Raw genomic sequence first — 19,379 nt, 5'->3', positions numbered from 1 at the left:
TTAGGATGGATACAGCACAATATATGGATGTGTTTATTGATGAGAGTACAGAGCATTTAGAAGTTCTATATAAAAAATTGCTAGATTTAGAGAAGAACCCTAATGAAAAATCGATTATTGATGAAATTTTTAGGGCGGCACATACCTTAAAGGGGATGTCTGCTACAATGGGGTTTCAGGATATAGCAAATCTCACACATAAGTTAGAGAATATTTTTGATGGTATTCGGTATGAAAAAATAGCTGTTAACCCAAACATGATCGACACCTTATTTGAAACAGTAGACAGCTTAAATGCAATGGTAGAGAATATTTCTAATGGTAGTAATGGTGCAAGAGAGGTTGGTCCAATTTCTGCTAAATTGGAAGCGATTGAAAATGGTGATTCATTACCTCCTGCAGTAGCTACTACCGAAGTTGAAGAACAAGTAATATCAAGTAATTTACAAACCATACCATCACTTGATGAATTCGAACTTTCGATATTAAATGAGTCATCAGAACGCGGTTTCTCAAACTATGAAATAACCGTTACATTAAGAGAAGATTGTCTACTTAAAGGTGCCCGTGTTTTTATGGTTTTCGAAGTTTTAGAAAAGATAGGAGAAGTCATTCGATCGGAGCCGTCTGTAAGTGATTTAGAGGAAGAGAATTTTGACGTTTCATTTAGCTTAATTCTAGTTTCCGAGCAACCTGAAGCTGAGATCAAGGAAAAAATATTAAAAGTATCTGAAATAGAGCAAGTATCCATTAACCATTTCTCAGTAGCTAAATTTATAGAGAATAAACAGCAAAAAGAAACCGTGCCAGCTGTTGAACAATCAGAATTGAAACAGGTAGAAAAAGAAAAACAAACAGGTAAAGCTACTAATTCAACTTCTAAAACGATTAGAGTTAATATCGATCGTTTGGATGTGTTAATGAACTTATTCGAAGAGCTTGTAATTGATCGAGGAAGATTAGAACAAATTGCTGGTGAGCTACAACATCATGACTTGCAAGAGACAGTTGAACGTATGTCACGAGTTTCTGGCAATTTACAAAATATAATATTAACGATGCGTATGGTACCAATTGACCAAGTGTTTAGTAGATTCCCAAGAATGATTCGAAATTTAGCACGTGAATTACAGAAGGATATCGAACTTGAAATCATTGGAGCAGATACAGAATTAGATCGAACGGTAATTGATGAAATCGGAGACCCATTGGTACATTTACTACGTAATGCGATTGACCATGGCATTGAAACACCTCAGGTAAGAAGAGAAAAAGGAAAGCCTGAACAAGGGACAATTAAACTAGAAGCTTATCATAGCGGTAATCATGTGTTTATAGAAATATCAGATGATGGTGCTGGTATTAATAAAGAGAAAGTATTATCTAAAGCTCTAACGAATGGAATTATAACCGAGTCTGAGATTGATACCTTAACCGACCAACAGATTTATGAACTTATAATGTCAAGTGGTTTTTCTACTGCGGAGAAAATTTCGGATATATCTGGCCGAGGTGTAGGATTGGATGTTGTAAAAAATACGATTGAATCATTGGGTGGAAGCATTTCTATTGATTCAAGTCTTAATGAAGGATCGATATTTTCTATTCAACTTCCTTTAACCTTATCGATTATTTCTGTCTTATTAGTAGAATTAGATAATGAAAAATATGCGATTCCATTATCATCAATTATCGAAACTGCCATTATGCATAAAGATCAAATTCTTTCAGCACACAACAAACATGTTATAGATTTCAGAGGGGAAGTGGTACCTTTAGCATACTTGAAAGACATTTTCTCTGTTTTAGACTCCAGTCAGAATAATAGTGATTATGTATCCGTCGTTATTGTTAAAAAAGGGGATAAAATGGCAGGTTTGGTTGTAGATTCCTTTATAGGTCAACAGGAAGTCGTATTAAAGTCGCTAGGAAACTACTTAACAAATGCTTTTGCAATTTCAGGTGCGACAATTTTAGGAGATGGGGAAGTAGCATTAATTATTGACAGTAATGCACTTATTAAATAGGGGGTAATAATTATGGAAAATGAGACAATGTTGGAACAAAAGGTTATTGTATTTCAATTAAAAGATGAAGAGTTCGCGGTACCAGTGAAACAAGTTGGATCCATCGAGAGATTAATGAAAATTACAAGGGTTCCACAAACTGCTGATTTTGTAAAAGGTGTTGTTAATTTACGTGGTGTTGTAACTCCAATTATTGATTTAAGAGTACGTTTCGGTATTGAAGCTACAGATTATAATGAATCAACACGTATTATTATTGTATCTCTTGATGATATGGAGGTAGGGTTAATTGTTGATGCAGCAAATGATGTTATCGATATCCCTGTAAACGTAATTGAACCTGCACCGGAGGTAGTTGGAGCAGTTGACGTTGATTATATCGAAGGTGTTGCTAAATTAGAAAACCGTTTATTAATATTACTTGATTTGCAAAAAGTATTAACAACCGAAGAAATGAAAGAGTTAAAAACAGTAGAAGGTTAAGCTAATGAACTATAATCACTTATCCACTATTCAATTAGACGCTTTACGAGAAATTGGCAATATTGGTGCTGGTAATGCAGCTACTTCCATGTCAAAATTAATCAATGAAAAAATTGATATGCAAGTACCAAATGTTAGCATCATTGAATTTGATGAAGTAATGGATATGATTGGTGGAGCAGAATCCTTAGTAGTAGCTATATTATTTCAAATACAGGGAGAAGCACCTGGGATGGTTTACCTTTTATTTACGGTAGATGAAGCAGAATCTTTAGTGAAACATATCACATCAAATTCAAAGCAAAGGCTATTTCATGAAGATGGCACTTGTAACGACTTTGCTATCTCTGCTTTGAAGGAAACAGGGAATATATTAGCAGGATCTTATTTATCAGCGCTTTCTGACTTTACAAACCTTAATATGAATACCTCGATACCACACTTCAGTGTTGATATGGCAGGTGCTATTCTTTCTGTAGGATTATTAGAAATATCTCACGCGACCGACTATGCCATTATTATTGATACAAAAATAAATGATGCAAATTTGAAAAATGGTATTAATGGTCAATTTTTATTTCTTCCAGGACCAGAATCCTTCGAAAAAATTTTTCGTGCGCTAGGAATTAATGAAAATGAATGAGATAAAATCAATCGTAAAAGTAGGAATAGCTGATGTTAATATTGTTACGGCACCTAATACCATTCGAACAACCGGATTAGGTTCCTGTGTTGGAATTGTTATTTATGATTTACCTAAAAAAACAGCTGGACTAGCTCATATTATGTTACCAGATTCAAATTTAGCTAAACAGACAAATTTTAATGCATTTAAATATGCGGATACGGCAATAGATAATATGATGGAGAAATTGTTAGAAAACGGTGTAAGGAAATTTGCTTTAAAGGCTAAAATCGCTGGTGGAGCACAAATGTTTCAATTTTCTTCCAATGATACGATCCGAATTGGAAGGCGGAATGTAGAAGCGGTTTTAAAAAGGCTCAGTAAATATCATATTCCAGTTGTAGCATCTGATGTTGGCGGCAATTGTGGTCGCACAATAGATTTTGATCCAGATACTGGTGAATTGAAGATACGAACTGTTTCTAAAGGTGAAGCGATTATTTAATTATCATTTATGGTAATACGAAAAACGCAAAAAACTAGGGAGGAGTAGATGAAAATTGAAAAAAACTAGATCTCCTCTAGAGCAAGGATTATGGAATAAATGGTTAGAAGAGAAAGATAATGAAGCAGCAAATGAACTAATAAAAAATTACATGTATTTAGTAAACTTTCACGTCGACAGAACGGCTAGTCATCTACCAAGTAGTGTTCAAAAAGATGACTTAAAAAGCCTCGGTTTAATGGGTTTATATGATGCATTAAAAAAATTCGAGATTGATCGGGATTTGAAATTTGAGACGTACGCCTCGTTTCGAATTCGTGGTGCCATTATGGATGGATTGCGTAAGGAAGATTGGCTACCTAGGTCTATTAGAGACAAAGCAAAGAAGGTTGATCAAATCTCTCAACAATTAGAGCAATCCAACCAAAGAGAACCAACTTTACAAGAAATTGCTACGGCTGCAGAACTCCCGGTTAAAGAAGTAGAAACATTGATCCGTGATTCCTTATTTGCAAACGTTCTTTCTATTGAAGAAAAACCCAAGGATGGTTCATTTGATCATAAAGAAGGTATAGGGTATTCCATACCAGATAGATCTGCATCCTCTCCAGATGAAAATATAGTAAAATCTGAGTTAAATAAGGATCTTGCTATGGGGATCAAATCATTAAATGAAAACGAACAAATGATCATTAGTTTATTTTATAATGAAGAATTAACGTTTACAGAAATAGGACACGTATTAGGATTAACAACATCTAGAATTTCTCAAATTCATAAGAAAGCTGTTGTGAAACTAAGAGGGATACTAGAAAAAATATAACACCAAAGAGGGGAAGAACATGGGGCAGATTCACGAACATTTCACTCTAAAAATTTCCCATGATTATATGTTTGCAGAAATTGATTGCACAGAGTCATATCATGAAGAAGATATTGATGTAGCGTACGAAGAAATCACTCAATATCTTCGTGAACATAATATTGTTTATGGAATTATTGAGCATCATGTTACATTATTATCTAAAAGAATGCCTAAGGATCAATTTCCTATTGTTGTTTCTAAAGGAACACCTGCACAAGTGGGAATTGACGGTAAAATACAATATGCATTTGACCTTAATTCTGACGTTGACAAAGATAATGCTTGGAATTTTCGTGATGTCATGCGTATTCCTTCGGTTACAGATGGGGAGAAGTTAGCAGAAGTAATTCCTCCTACAAACGGTATCAATGGAAAGGATATCTTTGGGAATATTGTACAGGCAAAGCCAGGGAAGGCTCTAACCATTACCGCTAGAAAAAATGTTGAATTTAAAGAGGACACCCAATCATTTTATGCTACTTCAGATGGACAAGTTAGTTTGAAAGGAAACTATATTGACGTACATGAGGTATTTGAAGTACATGATACTTTATCTATGAAAGATGGAAATTTAGATTTTATTGGTTCGATCATTGTTCATGGGAATGTTCCTTCTGGGTATAGGATTAAAGCCTTAGGAGATGTTAAGGTGTTTGGGATGGTTGAAGCAGCAGAAATAGATGCTGGTGGTTCTATTTATATTTCTGGAGGTTTATCGGGATTGCAAAAAGGCAGTATAACAGCTGCAGAAAATATACATATTGGTTATATCAATCAGGGTATAGTGAATGCAGGAAAGAACTTATATGTAGAAAATTCAATCATGCATAGTGTTAGTACAGCGGGAAATCAGGTGTTTTGCCAACGTGGTAATATTATTGGTGGTAGTGTTTCAGCTGGTGAGTTTATCGAAGCAAAAGAGATAGGAAACAAATTACAAACTAAAACAGAAATTAGCTTTGGAGTTAATAAACTTCAACGTGAAAAAGAAGAAGAATTACTACTTAAAAAAGAGGAATTATTAGATTCCTTGACGAAATTAAATATAATTGGAAATAAATTAAAAGAAAGAAACGACATTCAAGATAACCCAAAATTAAGAATTGCCTTGCTTAGACAAAAACACACCTATCAACAAACAACCCAAAAGATAACAGAAGTTAATAAGATGCTTGAGGATATTAATTCAAACTTAGGCGATGAGAAACAGGCTAAATTAATTGTTAATACGTATTTATACCCGAATGTTATGGTTAGTTTTGGTAAGTACAAAAAAACAATTAATACCGTCCATCAACATATACAAATGAAACTGGATCATCATGAGATCATCAGTATTAGCTTGTAACTATGGAGAGGGTGTTTCTAATTGAGTTGGAAATCAATAGAATTACAAGTGGCACTTCCAAGAACACAGGATGCAGGAAAACTACAAGACCAAATGTTAAAGCAGAATCAACATTTCCAGGAATCACTTGTACAAAGTCAATTAAAACAAGAAGAATTAAAACGTAAAAAGGTACAGCAACAGGAAGATGTAGCAAAAACTAAGCTAGAAGATGAGGAAAATAACAGTACTACTAATCAACATGATACGCAGAGGAAAAATTCAACAAAAAATAAGAAGCAATCTATAGATCATCCTTATTTAGGGAATAAGTTTGACTTCACGGGATAGAAGGGATTTTATGACATCTTTTTTACTGATTATTAGTTTTTTATTACATATTATTACGCTAAGTGGTCTTTTCTTTTTACTCAAGCAACTACAAGGGAAAAATGATGAAACTAGTTCAGAGATTCCGAATTTGTTGGAATCCTATTTAGAGGAAATAAAGGCAGAAAACAAACGGCTACAAGATGAAATTTCTGCTAACCATATAGTGAAGAAAGAAAATAGACTAGATCCTTCACCAAATAAGGATCGTGACTTAGATCAGCATATGCAGATAATAGAAACGAAACAAGATACGGTAGAAGGTAGAATTGAAGAGAATGATGATAAATATGTAGCATCAAAATTGGATACGATGAATGACGAAGTACAAGCATCATTGCAAGCAAGAATATTACAATTACATCAAACTGGTTTATCAGAAGAAGAAATAGCTCGAAAATTAAACTGTGGTAAAACTGAAGTAGCATTAACTATTAAATTACATGGAAAAAAATAATATTTTTGCTTGATTACAGGTGTTCTGTATGATATATTTATTTTTGGTGTAAATAATGTTTACTAATTTGAGTGAGCATGTAAAAAAACACACGTTTGTTAATTTGTATATTGGTGCCATTCTTATGAAAGGTCTTATACAAAAATGATACAAACGGAGGATAAAAACCATTTAGGAGGAAACATTATGTCAGTAATTTCTATGAAGCAATTGCTAGAAGCTGGTGTACATTTTGGACATCAGACACGCCGTTGGAACCCTAAGATGAAGAAATATATCTTCACAGAGCGTAACGGTATTTACATCATCGACCTACAAAAGACGGTTAAAAAGGTAGATGAAGCATATAACTATGTAAAGGAAATCGCTGCAAATGGCGGTACAATTCTTTTCGTAGGTACAAAGAAACAAGCGCAAGATTCTGTGAAAGAAGAAGCAATTCGTTCTGGTATGTACTTTGTTAACCAACGCTGGTTAGGTGGTACATTAACTAACTTCCAAACTATTCGCAAACGTATCAACCGTTTAATCGATATCGAGCGTATGGAAGAGGATGGAACGTTTGAAGTACTTCCTAAAAAAGAAGTAGTTGGCTTGTTGAAAGAAAAAGAACGTCTTGTTAAATTCCTTGGTGGAATTAAAGATATGAAGAAACTTCCAGATGCATTATTTGTAATCGACCCACGTAAAGAACGTATTGCGATTGCAGAAGCACATAAATTAAACATCCCAATCATTGGTATTGTTGATACAAACTGTGATCCGGATGAAATCGATTATGTAATCCCTGCTAATGATGACGCAATTCGCGCCGTTAAACTTTTAACTGGTAAAATGGCAGATGCTATTTTAGAAGTTAAACAAGGGGAAGAAATGGAAGAAGTTCAAACAGAAGAAACTGTTACTGCTGAAAAAGAAGAAGTAGAACAGAACTAATTCTTTTTAAAAAGGTCGGGGTGATAAGAGGATAAGCCTTTTATCACCCTTTTTTAAAAACTTATAATCTTAACAATCAAGGAGGAATTACAATGGCTATTACAGCTAAAATGGTAAAAGAATTACGCGAAAAAACAGGCGCTGGTATGATGGATTGTAAAAAAGCACTTACTGAAACAGATGGTGATCTTGATAAAGCAATTGATTACTTACGTGAAAAAGGTATTGCAAAAGCAGCTAAAAAAGCAGATCGTATCGCAGCAGAAGGTTCTACATATATTGAAGTAGATGGAAATACAGCAGTGTTACTTGAAGTAAACTGTGAAACGGATTTTGTTACTAAAAATGATCAATTCAAAAACCTACTTGCAGATTTAGGAAAACATTTAGTTGAGCAAAAGCCTTCTACTGTAGAGGAAGCTCTTCAACAACCATTACATGGTGACGGAGATACTGTAGAAACTTACATTAACTCTGCAGTAGCTAAAATTGGTGAGAAAATTTCACTTCGTCGCTTTACTGTTATAACAAAAACAGATAATGATGCATTTGGTGCATACCTTCATATGGGTGGACGCATTGGGGTTCTAACTTTACTTGAAGGAACTACTGATGAATCTGTTGCGAAAGACGTTGCTATGCACGCGGCAGCTGTAAATCCTAAATACGTTTCTCGTGATGAAGTTTCAGAAGAAGAAGTTGCACATGAGCGTGAAGTATTAAAAACACAAGCATTAAACGAAGGTAAACCTGAAAATATTGTTGAAAAAATGGTTGAAGGTCGTCTTGGGAAATTCTTTGAAGAAATTTGCTTACTTGAGCAAAATTTCGTAAAAGATCCAGATCAAAAAGTGAAAAAATTTGTAGCTGATAAAGGTGCTACTGTGAAAACTTTTGTACGTTATGAAGTGGGAGAAGGTATGGAAAAACGCGAAGAAAACTTCGCAGAAGAAGTAATGAGCCAAGTGAAAAAATAATTTCTTAAGTAGGGGACATCTTTTGTTCCCTATTTCTCCATGAAGAAGCAAATAAGACAGATAATTATAGTAAGGAATAAATCATTAAATTTCTTTGGAGGTTATTATGACAACAGCTCGTTACCGTAGAATTGTGTTAAAATTAAGTGGAGAAGCTTTAAGTGGACAACAGGGTTATGGCATTGAACCAAAAGTAATCCAATCAATAGCTCAACAAGTAAAGGAAGTTGCTGAACTTGGTGTTGAAGTAGCTGTTGTTGTTGGTGGTGGTAATATTTGGCGTGGAAAAGTCGGAAGTGAAATGGGTATGGACCGTGCGAATGCCGATTACATGGGAATGTTAGCTACTGTAATGAATTCACTAGCACTACAGGATAGTCTAGAAACAATTGGTATCCCAACACGCGTACAAACTTCTATTGAAATGCGCCAAGTTGCAGAGCCATATATTAGAAGAAAAGCCATCCGCCACTTAGAAAAGAAACGGGTTGTCATCTTTGCAGCTGGTACTGGAAACCCTTATTTTTCAACAGATACAACTGCAGCTTTACGTGCAGCAGAAATAGAAGCTGAAGTTATACTAATGGCGAAAAATAATGTTGATGGTGTCTATACTGATGATCCAAAAATTAATAAAGATGCTGAAAAATACGATAACCTATCGTATATGGAAATGTTAAATGAGGGTCTAGGTGTAATGGACTCAACTGCATCATCTTTATGTATGGATAATGATATTCCGTTGGTTGTATTTTCAATAACAGAAGAAGGAAATATTAAAAGAGTTGTTCAAGGTGAAGAAATAGGAACAACAATAAGGGGGAAATAAAAATGACAGATGCTATTTTAAAGCAAAGCAAGGATAAAATGAATCAAGCTGTACAAGCGTTTTCTAGGAATTTGGCAACTGTAAGAGCAGGTCGAGCAAACCCTAGTTTATTAGATAGTGTGTTTGTTGATTATTATGGTGCTTCAACTCCATTGAATCAATTAGCTACAATTTCTGCTCCAGAAGCACGTTTACTTGTTATTACTCCTTATGATAAGAGTGCAATTGGAGATATCGAAAAAGCAATTCAGAAAGCAGACCTAGGATTGTCTCCTTCAAGTGATGGAAATGTAATTCGTATTAATATTCCTGCATTAACTGAGGAACGTCGTAAGGACTTAGTTAAAGTTGTAGGGAAATTTGCTGAGGAATTTCGAGTGCAAGTTAGAAATGCTCGTCGTGATGCAAACGATCAACTTAAGAAAGCCGAAAAGAATGGCGACTTAACTGAGGATGAACTACGAATTTCACAAGATGAAGTGCAAAAAGAAACAGACAAACACATCGCTGAAATAGATCAACTTGCTAAAAATAAAGAAGAAGAAATTATGGAAGTTTAATCATTGATTTCTTCCATAACGTATTTAGCTAAAATAAGAAGCAAAAGCCCTCTTGTTTAAGAGGGTTTTTGTATTCTTATGAAAATATCGTTATAATAAATATGCATTACGTGTTATACTAATTTTTATTTACTTTAATACATAGCATGTTATACCTACATTTACATACATATAATTATAATGTAAGAAAGAATAGATTGGGATTATTACCAGGGTTCGGAGGACAAAATATGTCAATGAGACTTCCTTTTTTTAAAAAAAATAAACAATCACAACCTGAGAACGACTCTGAGCTAGTAAACGTACCAGAACATGTAGCGATTATTATGGACGGTAATGGCCGCTGGGCTCAAAAAAAAGGGTTACCTCGTGTTGCTGGTCATAAAGAGGGAATGGATGTCGTGAGAAACACAGTAAAGGCAGCTGTGAATTATGATATTAAAATTCTTACGCTTTTTGCATTTTCCACAGAAAACTGGAAAAGACCTAAATCTGAGATAGAATTCATTATGCGTTTACCTAAAGAATTTCTACATATTTATTTACCAGAGCTAATGGAGAATAATGTACGAATTGAGACTATTGGTGACTTTAATACATTACCAGATTATACAAAAGAAGCTATACAATATGCCAAAGAACAAACGAAAGATAATAATGGCTTATTATTAAATTTTGCTTTAAACTATGGAAGTAGATATGAAATTATGCGTGCAATAAAACTAATTATGTCAGATGCAGATCATGCAAAAATTTCTATAGATGAGATAGATGAAAATTTGTTTTCAGAATATCTATATACAAATGGTTTATCAGATCCAGATTTATTAATTCGAACTAGTGGAGAAATGCGTTTGAGTAATTTCTTATTATGGCAGTTGGCATATACTGAATTTTGGTTTACAGATGTACTTTGGCCAGATTTTAGTGAGGATATTTTCAAACAAGCACTCCTTGACTATCAACATCGAAAAAGACGTTACGGAGGTATATAAGGTGATGAAAGGTAAATGAAACAACGTATTCAAACAGCAGTTATAGCTCTTATCGTATTTATACCAATTGTTATATATGGGAACTTGCCTTTTTCTATTCTTATTTATCTCTTGGCAACAATAGGGTTAATCGAATTAATGAAAATGCATAAAATTCCTATTGTTTCTGTTCCATCTTTTTTAGCAATTGGATTAGTATGGTTGATTATTCTCCCACAAACATCAGAGGCATTTATGTGGTTTAATAAAACACAATTTATCATGATTTTTGTTATGCTACTACTTTCATATACTGTGCTTGTGAAAAATAAATTCACCTTTGATGATACTGGTTTTATTTTACTGGCTGCTCTATATGTGGGTACTGGTTTTCTTTTTTTTCATGAAACAAGACTTGAAAATGGACTAGCTCCGATTTTTTATGTGTTACTTGTTGTATGGGCTACAGATACAGGAGCATATTTTTCTGGTCGTTCATTTGGTAAGAGGAAGCTTTGGCCACAAATTAGTCCTAACAAAACGATAGAGGGAGCTATAGGTGGTATTTTACTAGCTATGGTGGTGGGAGTTATCTATCATTTAATTTTTCCTATGTCATATACTATAGGTATCATTATTATCGTGTCTATTTTAGTATCGATATTTGGCCAGATCGGCGATCTAGTGGAATCTGCTTTTAAACGACATTATGATGTGAAAGATTCAGGGAATTTATTACCGGGTCATGGCGGTATCCTTGATCGCTTTGATAGCTTATTATTTGTTTTTCCAATGCTACACTTCATTTATTTCTTTTAACGAAAAATCGGATAAGCTATTAATCCCTAGCCCATAAAAGGAAGGTGTATCTATTTGAATACGGTTATTGCATTTATTTTCATGTTTGGATTGCTCGTTTTTATTCATGAGTTTGGTCATTTGATCTTTGCAAAACGTGCTGGAATGCTTGCTCGTGAATTTGCAATCGGGTTTGGTCCAAAGATCTTTGCATTTACTAAAAATGAAACAGTTTATACGATACGATTGCTCCCTATTGGTGGTTATGTAAGGGTGGCAGGTGAAGATCCAGAAATTATTGATTTAAAGCCTGGTCATCATATTGGTTTGGAGTTCAATGAATCTGGAAAAGTTAACAAAATCATCGTTAACAACAAATCCAAACATCCTAATGCTCGTGTCATTGAAGTAGAACGAGTTGATTTAGATCATGATTTAATTATTGAAGGATATGAAATAGATGAACAGGATGAAAAACTACGATTTGATGTAGACAGTAAAGCCTATTTCGTCATGGACGAACGTGAAACGCAAATAGCTCCTTATGATCGCCAGTTTGCTTCTAAAACACCTGGCCAACGTGCAATGCAATTATTTGCTGGTCCAATGATGAACTTCCTTTTAGCTATTTTTATTTTCTTGATCCTTGGTATAATTCAAGGTGTTCCAACGGAGGAAGCGCGATTAGGAGAGATTCAACCTGGAAGTCCTGCTGAGGAAGCTGGATTCCAATCGAGTGATGAAGTAATACAAATTGAAGGAAATGCAGTTTCTACGTGGGAAGAGTTTACAACTATTGTTCGCGCTAATCCTGGGCAAGAACTAAATATGACAGTGTTAAGGGATGGTCAATCAGAGGCTGTTACAGTTATTCCTGGTGAGGTTATTGTTGAAGGACCTGAAGGTGAAGAAACGATTGGTCAAATTGGTGTTTACCAAGCGTTTGAAAAGTCCATATTAGGAACATTTAAGTATGGTATAACCCAGACCTATGATACAACTTCCCTTATTTTAACAAACCTTGGTATGCTAATAACTGGTCAATATTCAATCGATATGCTATCTGGTCCTGTTGGAATTTATGACGCAACAGATCAAGTTGTTCAAACTGGGTTTATGAATTTTCTTATGTGGACAGCTATCTTAAGTATTAACTTAGGTGTTATTAACTTAGTTCCACTTCCTGCACTAGATGGTGGACGTCTATTATTTGTAGGGGTTGAACTAATACGAGGAAAACCGATGGAACCAGAAAAGGAAGGTATTTTTCATTTTGTCGGGTTTGCTTTCTTAATGTTACTTATGATAATCGTAACATGGAATGACATACAACGATTATTTTTATAAAATAATTTTAAGAGTTATCATGAAACGAAGGACTTAAAACCCTTGTCTATTTCTATTAAATGGCAAGGGTTTACCTTGTTTAAAAATGATATAATGAATCTTACCGTTACACTGTAAATTGTAACAGGAGGAATACGAATGGACATTTTAAAACGAGAAAAGATGGATATTTTATTACAGCAGGTACAGATGAATGCAGACCAAATCGAAACATTTTTTAAAGATAGTTTACTGGAGCGATTGGTAGTATATAAAAATGAGAAACGCTGGCATTTTTATATACAAGTTAATAGCGTACTACCTGTAGCCGTTTATCAGGAGTTTCGAGCAAAGCTACAAGAATCATTTAGTCAAATTGCAGCCGTAGATATCACATTAAATACATTAGATAATCAGTGCAACGCTGAAGTACTATGCGATTACTGGAAACTATTTATACAATCTACGAATGACTTGTCACCGGCATATCGAGATTTGGTGTTCAATCAAAAGCCAGTAGTTAACAATAATAAAATTATGTTAACTGTAAGAAATATTGCTGAAGGTAATGCTTTGAAAAAAAGATTAGAAGAGGAGTTCCGTTCGTTTTGTAAAAAGGCAGGAGTTCCATTTTCTTCACTTGAAGTAGAAGTCAAATCTCAGGATGAAGAAATTCAAAAATTTAGAGAGCAAAAAGCACTAGAAGATCAGCAATTGGTGATGAAGACGATCCAAGAAAAAGAAAAACGTGATCAAGATCGTATGAAAAATGAAGATCAACCATTTACGATCGGATATAAAATTCCAGACGAACACACACTTTTGGAAGAAATTCAAGAAGAAGAGCGTCGTATTACTGTACAGGGTTATGTGTTTGATGTTGATATTCGGAAACTACGCTCAGGTAGAAGCTTATTAATTGCAAAGGTTACAGATTACACCGATTCATTACAAATTAAAATGTTCTCAAAAGGGGACGAAGACGCAGCTAAATTTGATCAACTGAAAAAAGGTATGTGGATTAAAGCACGCGGAAGCATCCAAACAGATATGTATTCCAACGAATTAGCTATGATGGCAAATGATATGCATGAAATCAAGGTGGAAGCTCGTCAAGATACGGCTAATGAAGATGAAAAAAGAATCGAGTTTCATGCTCATTCGACAATGAGTCAAATGGATGCGGTTGTTTCGCCTAGTCGTCTTGTCGAACAAGCAGCAAGATGGGGACATAAGGCAATAGCTATTACAGACCATGCGGGGGTCCAAGGGTTTCCAGATGCTCATTCAGCAGGTCAAAAACATGGAATTAAAGTAATGTATGGAGTAGAAGCTAACCTTGTTGATGACGGTGTGCCAATCGCGTATAACGAAACCGATGTAGATTTAGAATCAGGTACCTATATTGTTTTTGACGTGGAGACAACGGGTTTGTCTGCCGTTTATGATACGATCATTGAATTGGCTGCGGTTAAAATACAAGGTGGGGAAATTGTTGACCGGTTTGAATCATTTGCTAATCCACACCACCCTTTATCCCAAACAACTACTGATTTAACTGGTATTACAGATGATATGGTGAAGGATGCTCCCGAGATTGATGATGTCTTAAGAGATTTTTATGAGTGGTGTGGCAATGATATTTTAGTTGCCCACAATGCAAGCTTTGATATTGGATTCTTAAATCAAGGGTATAAAAAGATTAACTATGATAAAGTTATCAATCCAGTTGTTGACACGTTAGAATTGGCTAGATTTTTATTTCCAGAATTGAAGAATCACCGCCTAAATACATTGTGTAAGCATTTAGATATTGAATTAACACAACACCATAGAGCAATTTACGATGCAGAGGCAACGGGTTATTTATTATGGAAATTAGTTCAAAGGCTATTAGAGAAAGAAATTACGAACCATAATCAATTAAATAATCATATGGGTGAAGGAAATGCATATCAGCGTTCTAGACCTTTCCATTGTACTTTAATTGCTAAGAATGAAGAGGGATTGAAAAATTTATATAAACTTGTCTCTCACGCTCATATCGATTATTTTTACCGGGTACCAAGAATTCCACGTTCTCTATTACAGAAACTGAGAGAAGGAGTTTTAGTAGGGACTGCTTGTGACCAGGGTGAAGTCTTTGAAACGATGATGCAAAAATCAGCAGATGAAGCTGAAAGTGTTGCAGAATTCTATGATTATATTGAAATACAGCCACCAGCCAACTATACACATTTAATTGAAAAAGATCTTGTGCAAAACGAAGCACAAATTTTAGATATTATTACAAAAATAGTAGACTTAGGTGCTAAAATGAATAAAACAGTTGTTGCGACAGGAAATGTTCATTATATTGATGAGCATGAGAAGCTGTATCGACAAATTTTAATAGCTTCGCAAGGTGGTAACCCATTGAATCGTGTTACACTTCCAGACACACCGTTTAGAACAACAAATGAAATGCTTGAATGCTTCAACTTTTTAGGTGAAGAGAAGGCGAAAGAAATTGTTGTAACAAACACACACGCATTAGCGGAACTTATTGAGGAGGTTTCCCCGGTTAAGGACGGGCTGTATACACCAACGATTGAAGGTGCTGACCAAGAAATGCGAGATTTGTGCTATGCTCGTGCGAAGCATATTTATGGGGAGCCAGTACCACAAATCGTTATTGATCGATTAGAAAAAGAATTAGATAGTATAATTAGTAATGGGTTTGCGGTTATCTATCTGATTTCTCACAAGCTAGTGAAAAAGTCATTAGATGATGGTTATCTTGTTGGTTCAAGAGGTTCAGTTGGATCCTCGCTAGTAGCAACGATGACGGAAATCACCGAGGTGAATCCATTACCTCCACATTATGTTTGTCCAACTTGTCATCATAATGAATGGATTACAGATGGATCGGTTGGTAGTGGATTTGACTTACCAGATAAAAATTGTCCACATTGTGATACACCTTTAACAAAAGATGGACAAGATATTCCATTTGAGACGTTTTTAGGGTTTAAAGGAGATAAGGTTCCGGATATCGATCTCAACTTCTCAGGGGAGTATCAACCGAATGCACATAATTATACAAAGATTTTATTTGGTGAAGATAATGTTTATCGTGCAGGTACAATTGGTACGATTGCAGAAAAGACTGCTTATGGTTATGTAAAAGGATATGCATCTGATAAATCTTTAGTATTTAAGAATGCAGAAGTCGATCGATTAGTGCAAGGATGTACTGGTGTGAAGCGTACTACAGGACAACATCCAGGTGGAATCATTGTTGTACCTGACGATAAAGAGATATATGATTTTACACCAATTCAATATCCTGCTGATGATCGAAAAAGTGAGTGGAAAACAACACATTTTGATTTCCATTCCATTCATGATAATTTATTAAAATTAGATATACTTGGACACGATGATCCGACCGTAATACGTATGTTGCAGGATTTAAGTGGAATTGATCCAACAACTATTCCAACGGATGATAAAGAAGTAATGAAAATATTTTCTGGTACAGAGTCATTAGGTGTTACAGAAGACCAAATTAACTGTAAGACAGGAACACTAGGTGTACCCGAGTTTGGAACGAAGTTTGTTCGTCAAATGCTTGAGGACACAAAACCAAGTACATTTGCTGAACTTGTTATTATTTCTGGTCTTTCCCATGGGACAGATGTATGGTTAGGAAATGCCCAAGAATTAATTAATGATGGTATTTGTGAACTACCAGATGTTATTGGGTGTCGTGACGATATTATGGTCTATTTAATGCATAAAGGTCTAGAAGCTTCATTAGCCTTTAAGATTATGGAATTTGTTCGTAAAGGTAAGGGGCTACAGGATGAATGGATTGTTGAAATGAAAAAACATGGTGTACCAGATTGGTATATTGAATCTTGTAAAAAGATTAAGTACATGTTCCCTAAAGCTCATGCTGCCGCATATGTATTAATGGCCGTTCGCATTGCCTATTTTAAAGTTCACTATCCAATTTATTTCTATGCGGCTTATTTTTCCGTACGAGCTGGAGACTTTGATTTAAATACAATGGTGAAAGGTTCAGACGCTATTAGAAAGCGTATTGAAGAGATCTCCTTAAAAGGAAATGATGCTTCACCTAAGGAAAAAAACTTATTAACAGTACTAGAAATTGCTCTAGAAATGAGTGAGCGTGGCTTTTCGTTCCAAAAAGTAAACTTATATAAATCGAAAGCATCAGAATTTATTGTGGAAGGAAACACGTTAATTCCTCCTTTTAATGCAGTAGATGGACTAGGAACAAATGCTGCGATCAACATTGTTAATGCGAGAGAGGATGGCGAATTTCTTTCTAAAGAGGACTTGCGAGAAAGAAGTAAGATCTCTAAAACGGTATTAGAGTATTTAGATAATCATGGTTGTCTAGAAGGGATGGCAGAGAAAAACCAGCTATCTTTATTCTAAGTTTATTGATTTTCAAAGTAATAAATCTTGATGAATAATTAACGTAGACTCCGTAGTAACTTATATGGTTTACTCTTAATTTACCTGATATAGGGATCTTTCCTATAGGATAAAAAGAGTCATTTAAATACAAGCACTAGCAGAGATGTTAGTGCTTTTTATATTAATAGGTAAACTATAATATGCTATAATAAAATTCATAACATTGACACATTTATCTAGAAATATTAGTAAGGAAGTGAGTATTTTGAATCTTAATTTTAATGAAACGATGGATATTCGAGAATTTTTAATTATAAATAGAGGAGTATTTGAGGAGAATCTTTTAAATGAAGCTGTAAACGTAAGAGATAAAATTGATGAAATACATTTAATTGGAAATATCAATTTACTAGATAATGCCCATAAATTGGTTTTACTAGTCGTGGAAGAAGACTATGAAGAGGTGACTAACTTCGCAAAACAAGAAGGTGTTTTGTGGGCGAAGTTTTCTCTAACACTAGCATTCAAACTAGAATGGCTCCAAGCAATTAGAAGAACATTATGGAAGTTTTTACGTGAATATGATGTACTAAGTGGAAATATTGATGTTGGAGAACATTTTTATGATATGGAAAGTAAAATAAATGATTCCATTGATATGTTCTTAAATGGTTTTTTCATTAGTTATTCTAAATATAAGGATGAGCTAATTGAAAGTCAGCGGAAGTTAGTAGATAATTTATCTGTTCCAATTATTCCAATCACACCATCTGTTTGCATTCTACCTTTGATTGGAACCATTGATACATATCGTTCACAAATTATTGAAGAGAAAGTACTTATGGAAATTGGGAAATTACGGATTCAAACATTAATTATGGATCTATCGGGAATAGCAGAAATGGATTCTGAATCCATTAAACTTTTCCTTAAGTTGCTAGACGGAATTTCAATGATGGGTACAAAGTCTGTTATTACTGGTTTACGACCAGAGATTGTTCGGGATATCGTTAAACTTGACATCTCATTTGGATCTAAAGCTGATACTAAAGGATCATTACAGAAGGCGTTACGAGATTATTTGAATATTGGCTTTCCGTCAGATGAGCGAAATATAACGGTTGACTTGCAAGCGAAAAAGTAACAAGCTTATTTTGTTGCGAAATTTTACTTCTTATGATATAGTAAAAACGTGTTGATATGAACGTTTAAAAGAGTGGGCACTCCCCACTCTTTCTTTCATACCAAAATCATCTTTTGTCGTATCCCTTGCCACTTTTTTAGGCAAGGGTTTTATATTGAATATAAGCTAAGCAATACATATGGAAATGAAAATGGCTATGTTTGTCCATAATAAGAAGAAGTAGGAATAATCGAAGTAAAGGAGGATTAAAGGTGAGTTCTCAAGTTATACACACAACCGAAGAATTAGTAAAACCAATTTTAGAAGATAAAAATCTAGAGTTAGTAGATGTAGAGTACGTAAAAGAAGGGAAAAACTGGTTTTTAAGAGTTTATATTGATAAAGAAGGCGGCGTTGATATTACCGAATGTGGTGAGGTTTCAGAAAAATTAAGTGAAAAACTCGATGAAGTCGATCCAATAAAAGAAGCTTATTTTCTTGAAGTATCTTCACCAGGTGTTGAACGACCACTTAAGACAAAAGAAGATTTTGCTAGTAATGTGGGAAGTAATGTTTATATCAAATTATATGAACCAATTGATGGAGAAAAAGAATACCAAGGTATTTTACAATCATTTAGTAATGATATGGTAACCATTGAATACAAGAAGAAAACACAAAAAAAACAAGTGGAGATACCATTTGGAAAAATTGCCAAAGCAAGGCTAGCAGTTTCATTATAAAGG

The 19,379-nt window shown here is 34.5% G+C and carries 18 protein-coding genes; all 18 read left to right on the top strand.

Annotated elements, in window-relative coordinates; all coding sequences use genetic code 11:
• Positions 1 to 5 precede the first annotated feature (5 nt).
• The 18 genes from GMD78_RS16210 to rimP all read left to right on the top strand — a co-directional run bounded on the left by GMD78_RS16210 (position 6) and on the right by rimP (position 19,376).
• Positions 6 to 2,027 (top strand): chemotaxis protein CheA, encoded by a 2,022-nt coding sequence (locus GMD78_RS16210; RefSeq protein WP_155670160.1) that lies wholly within the window; start codon positions 6 to 8, stop codon positions 2,025 to 2,027.
• A gap of 12 nt (positions 2,028 to 2,039) precedes the next feature.
• A complete protein-coding gene (locus tag GMD78_RS16205) occupies positions 2,040 to 2,510 on the top strand; it encodes a chemotaxis protein CheW (protein WP_155670158.1) in 471 nt (156 codons plus the stop codon).
• 4 nt (positions 2,511 to 2,514) lie between these two features.
• The gene (locus GMD78_RS16200) at positions 2,515 to 3,153 is read left to right on the top strand and encodes a chemotaxis protein CheC (protein WP_155670157.1); all 639 of its coding nucleotides are present in this window, start codon (positions 2,515 to 2,517) and stop codon (positions 3,151 to 3,153) included.
• Entirely contained in the window at positions 3,146 to 3,640 is a 495-nt protein-coding gene (locus GMD78_RS16195) for a chemotaxis protein CheD (protein ID WP_155670155.1), read from the top strand. The genes GMD78_RS16200 and GMD78_RS16195 overlap by 8 nt, the downstream gene beginning before the upstream one ends.
• Before the next feature lie 55 nt (positions 3,641 to 3,695).
• Entirely contained in the window at positions 3,696 to 4,463 is a 768-nt protein-coding gene (locus GMD78_RS16190) for a FliA/WhiG family RNA polymerase sigma factor (protein ID WP_155670153.1), read from the top strand.
• A 19-nt stretch (positions 4,464 to 4,482) separates the two neighbouring features.
• Entirely contained in the window at positions 4,483 to 5,853 is a 1,371-nt protein-coding gene (locus GMD78_RS16185) for a flagellar assembly protein A (protein WP_155670151.1), read from the top strand.
• Between the two features lie 21 nt (positions 5,854 to 5,874).
• Positions 5,875 to 6,183 carry a hypothetical protein gene (locus tag GMD78_RS16180; protein WP_155670149.1) on the top strand — a complete coding sequence of 103 codons (309 nt, stop codon included), beginning with the start codon at positions 5,875 to 5,877 and terminating at the stop codon, positions 6,181 to 6,183.
• Between the two features lie 10 nt (positions 6,184 to 6,193).
• Positions 6,194 to 6,679 carry a DUF6115 domain-containing protein gene (locus GMD78_RS16175; RefSeq protein ID WP_155670147.1) on the top strand — a complete coding sequence of 162 codons (486 nt, stop codon included), beginning with the start codon at positions 6,194 to 6,196 and terminating at the stop codon, positions 6,677 to 6,679.
• Between the two features lie 186 nt (positions 6,680 to 6,865).
• A complete protein-coding gene (gene rpsB, locus GMD78_RS16170) occupies positions 6,866 to 7,615 on the top strand; it encodes a 30S ribosomal protein S2 (protein WP_155670145.1) in 750 nt (249 codons plus the stop codon).
• 92 nt (positions 7,616 to 7,707) lie between these two features.
• Positions 7,708 to 8,592 (top strand): translation elongation factor Ts, encoded by an 885-nt coding sequence (gene tsf, locus GMD78_RS16165; RefSeq protein ID WP_155670142.1) that lies wholly within the window; start codon positions 7,708 to 7,710, stop codon positions 8,590 to 8,592.
• 106 nt (positions 8,593 to 8,698) lie between these two features.
• Positions 8,699 to 9,421: a UMP kinase gene (pyrH, locus tag GMD78_RS16160; RefSeq protein WP_155670140.1), complete on the top strand. Its 723-nt coding sequence runs from the start codon at positions 8,699 to 8,701 to the stop codon at positions 9,419 to 9,421.
• A 2-nt stretch (positions 9,422 to 9,423) separates the two neighbouring features.
• Positions 9,424 to 9,981 (top strand): ribosome recycling factor, encoded by a 558-nt coding sequence (gene frr / locus GMD78_RS16155; protein ID WP_155670138.1) that lies wholly within the window; start codon positions 9,424 to 9,426, stop codon positions 9,979 to 9,981.
• A 230-nt stretch (positions 9,982 to 10,211) separates the two neighbouring features.
• Positions 10,212 to 10,976, top strand: a complete 765-nt coding sequence (uppS, locus tag GMD78_RS16150; protein WP_155670135.1) for an undecaprenyl pyrophosphate synthase — start codon at positions 10,212 to 10,214, stop codon at positions 10,974 to 10,976.
• A 15-nt stretch (positions 10,977 to 10,991) separates the two neighbouring features.
• Positions 10,992 to 11,774: a phosphatidate cytidylyltransferase gene (locus tag GMD78_RS16145; RefSeq protein WP_155670132.1), complete on the top strand. Its 783-nt coding sequence runs from the start codon at positions 10,992 to 10,994 to the stop codon at positions 11,772 to 11,774.
• Positions 11,775 to 11,828: 54 nt separating this feature from the next.
• Positions 11,829 to 13,100 (top strand): RIP metalloprotease RseP, encoded by a 1,272-nt coding sequence (gene rseP, locus GMD78_RS16140; protein ID WP_155670130.1) that lies wholly within the window; start codon positions 11,829 to 11,831, stop codon positions 13,098 to 13,100.
• A gap of 138 nt (positions 13,101 to 13,238) precedes the next feature.
• Positions 13,239 to 17,528 (top strand): PolC-type DNA polymerase III, encoded by a 4,290-nt coding sequence (locus GMD78_RS16135; protein ID WP_155670128.1) that lies wholly within the window; start codon positions 13,239 to 13,241, stop codon positions 17,526 to 17,528.
• A gap of 271 nt (positions 17,529 to 17,799) precedes the next feature.
• Entirely contained in the window at positions 17,800 to 18,654 is an 855-nt protein-coding gene (locus GMD78_RS16130) for an STAS domain-containing protein (protein WP_155670291.1), read from the top strand.
• 251 nt (positions 18,655 to 18,905) lie between these two features.
• A complete protein-coding gene (rimP, locus tag GMD78_RS16125) occupies positions 18,906 to 19,376 on the top strand; it encodes a ribosome maturation factor RimP (RefSeq protein WP_343042386.1) in 471 nt (156 codons plus the stop codon).
• The last annotated feature ends 3 nt before the right edge of the window (positions 19,377 to 19,379 follow it).

Origin of the sequence: Ornithinibacillus caprae, assembly GCF_009728145.1 — a bacterium.
Taxonomy (GTDB): domain Bacteria; phylum Bacillota; class Bacilli; order Bacillales; family Amphibacillaceae; genus Ornithinibacillus; species Ornithinibacillus caprae.
This window is presented reverse-complemented; position numbering and strand designations above follow the sequence as displayed.

What these genes read in the sequence shown, in the direction of transcription:
- GMD78_RS16130 (WP_155670291.1), top strand. Translation starts at nt 17,800, where the DNA reads ATGGATATTCGAGAATTTTTAATTATAAATAGAGGAGTATTTGAGGAG.
- GMD78_RS16210 (WP_155670160.1), top strand. Translation starts at nt 6, where the DNA reads ATGGATACAGCACAATATATGGATGTGTTTATTGATGAGAGTACAGAG.
- GMD78_RS16205 (WP_155670158.1), top strand. Translation starts at nt 2,040, where the DNA reads ATGGAAAATGAGACAATGTTGGAACAAAAGGTTATTGTATTTCAATTA.
- GMD78_RS16145 (WP_155670132.1), top strand. Translation starts at nt 10,992, where the DNA reads ATGAAACAACGTATTCAAACAGCAGTTATAGCTCTTATCGTATTTATA.
- GMD78_RS16175 (WP_155670147.1), top strand. Translation starts at nt 6,194, where the DNA reads ATGACATCTTTTTTACTGATTATTAGTTTTTTATTACATATTATTACG.
- GMD78_RS16195 (WP_155670155.1), top strand. Translation starts at nt 3,146, where the DNA reads ATGAATGAGATAAAATCAATCGTAAAAGTAGGAATAGCTGATGTTAAT.
- rpsB (WP_155670145.1), top strand. Translation starts at nt 6,866, where the DNA reads ATGTCAGTAATTTCTATGAAGCAATTGCTAGAAGCTGGTGTACATTTT.
- tsf (WP_155670142.1), top strand. Translation starts at nt 7,708, where the DNA reads ATGGCTATTACAGCTAAAATGGTAAAAGAATTACGCGAAAAAACAGGC.
- GMD78_RS16200 (WP_155670157.1), top strand. Translation starts at nt 2,515, where the DNA reads ATGAACTATAATCACTTATCCACTATTCAATTAGACGCTTTACGAGAA.
- uppS (WP_155670135.1), top strand. Translation starts at nt 10,212, where the DNA reads ATGTCAATGAGACTTCCTTTTTTTAAAAAAAATAAACAATCACAACCT.
- frr (WP_155670138.1), top strand. Translation starts at nt 9,424, where the DNA reads ATGACAGATGCTATTTTAAAGCAAAGCAAGGATAAAATGAATCAAGCT.
- GMD78_RS16185 (WP_155670151.1), top strand. Translation starts at nt 4,483, where the DNA reads ATGGGGCAGATTCACGAACATTTCACTCTAAAAATTTCCCATGATTAT.
- GMD78_RS16135 (WP_155670128.1), top strand. Translation starts at nt 13,239, where the DNA reads ATGGACATTTTAAAACGAGAAAAGATGGATATTTTATTACAGCAGGTA.
- pyrH (WP_155670140.1), top strand. Translation starts at nt 8,699, where the DNA reads ATGACAACAGCTCGTTACCGTAGAATTGTGTTAAAATTAAGTGGAGAA.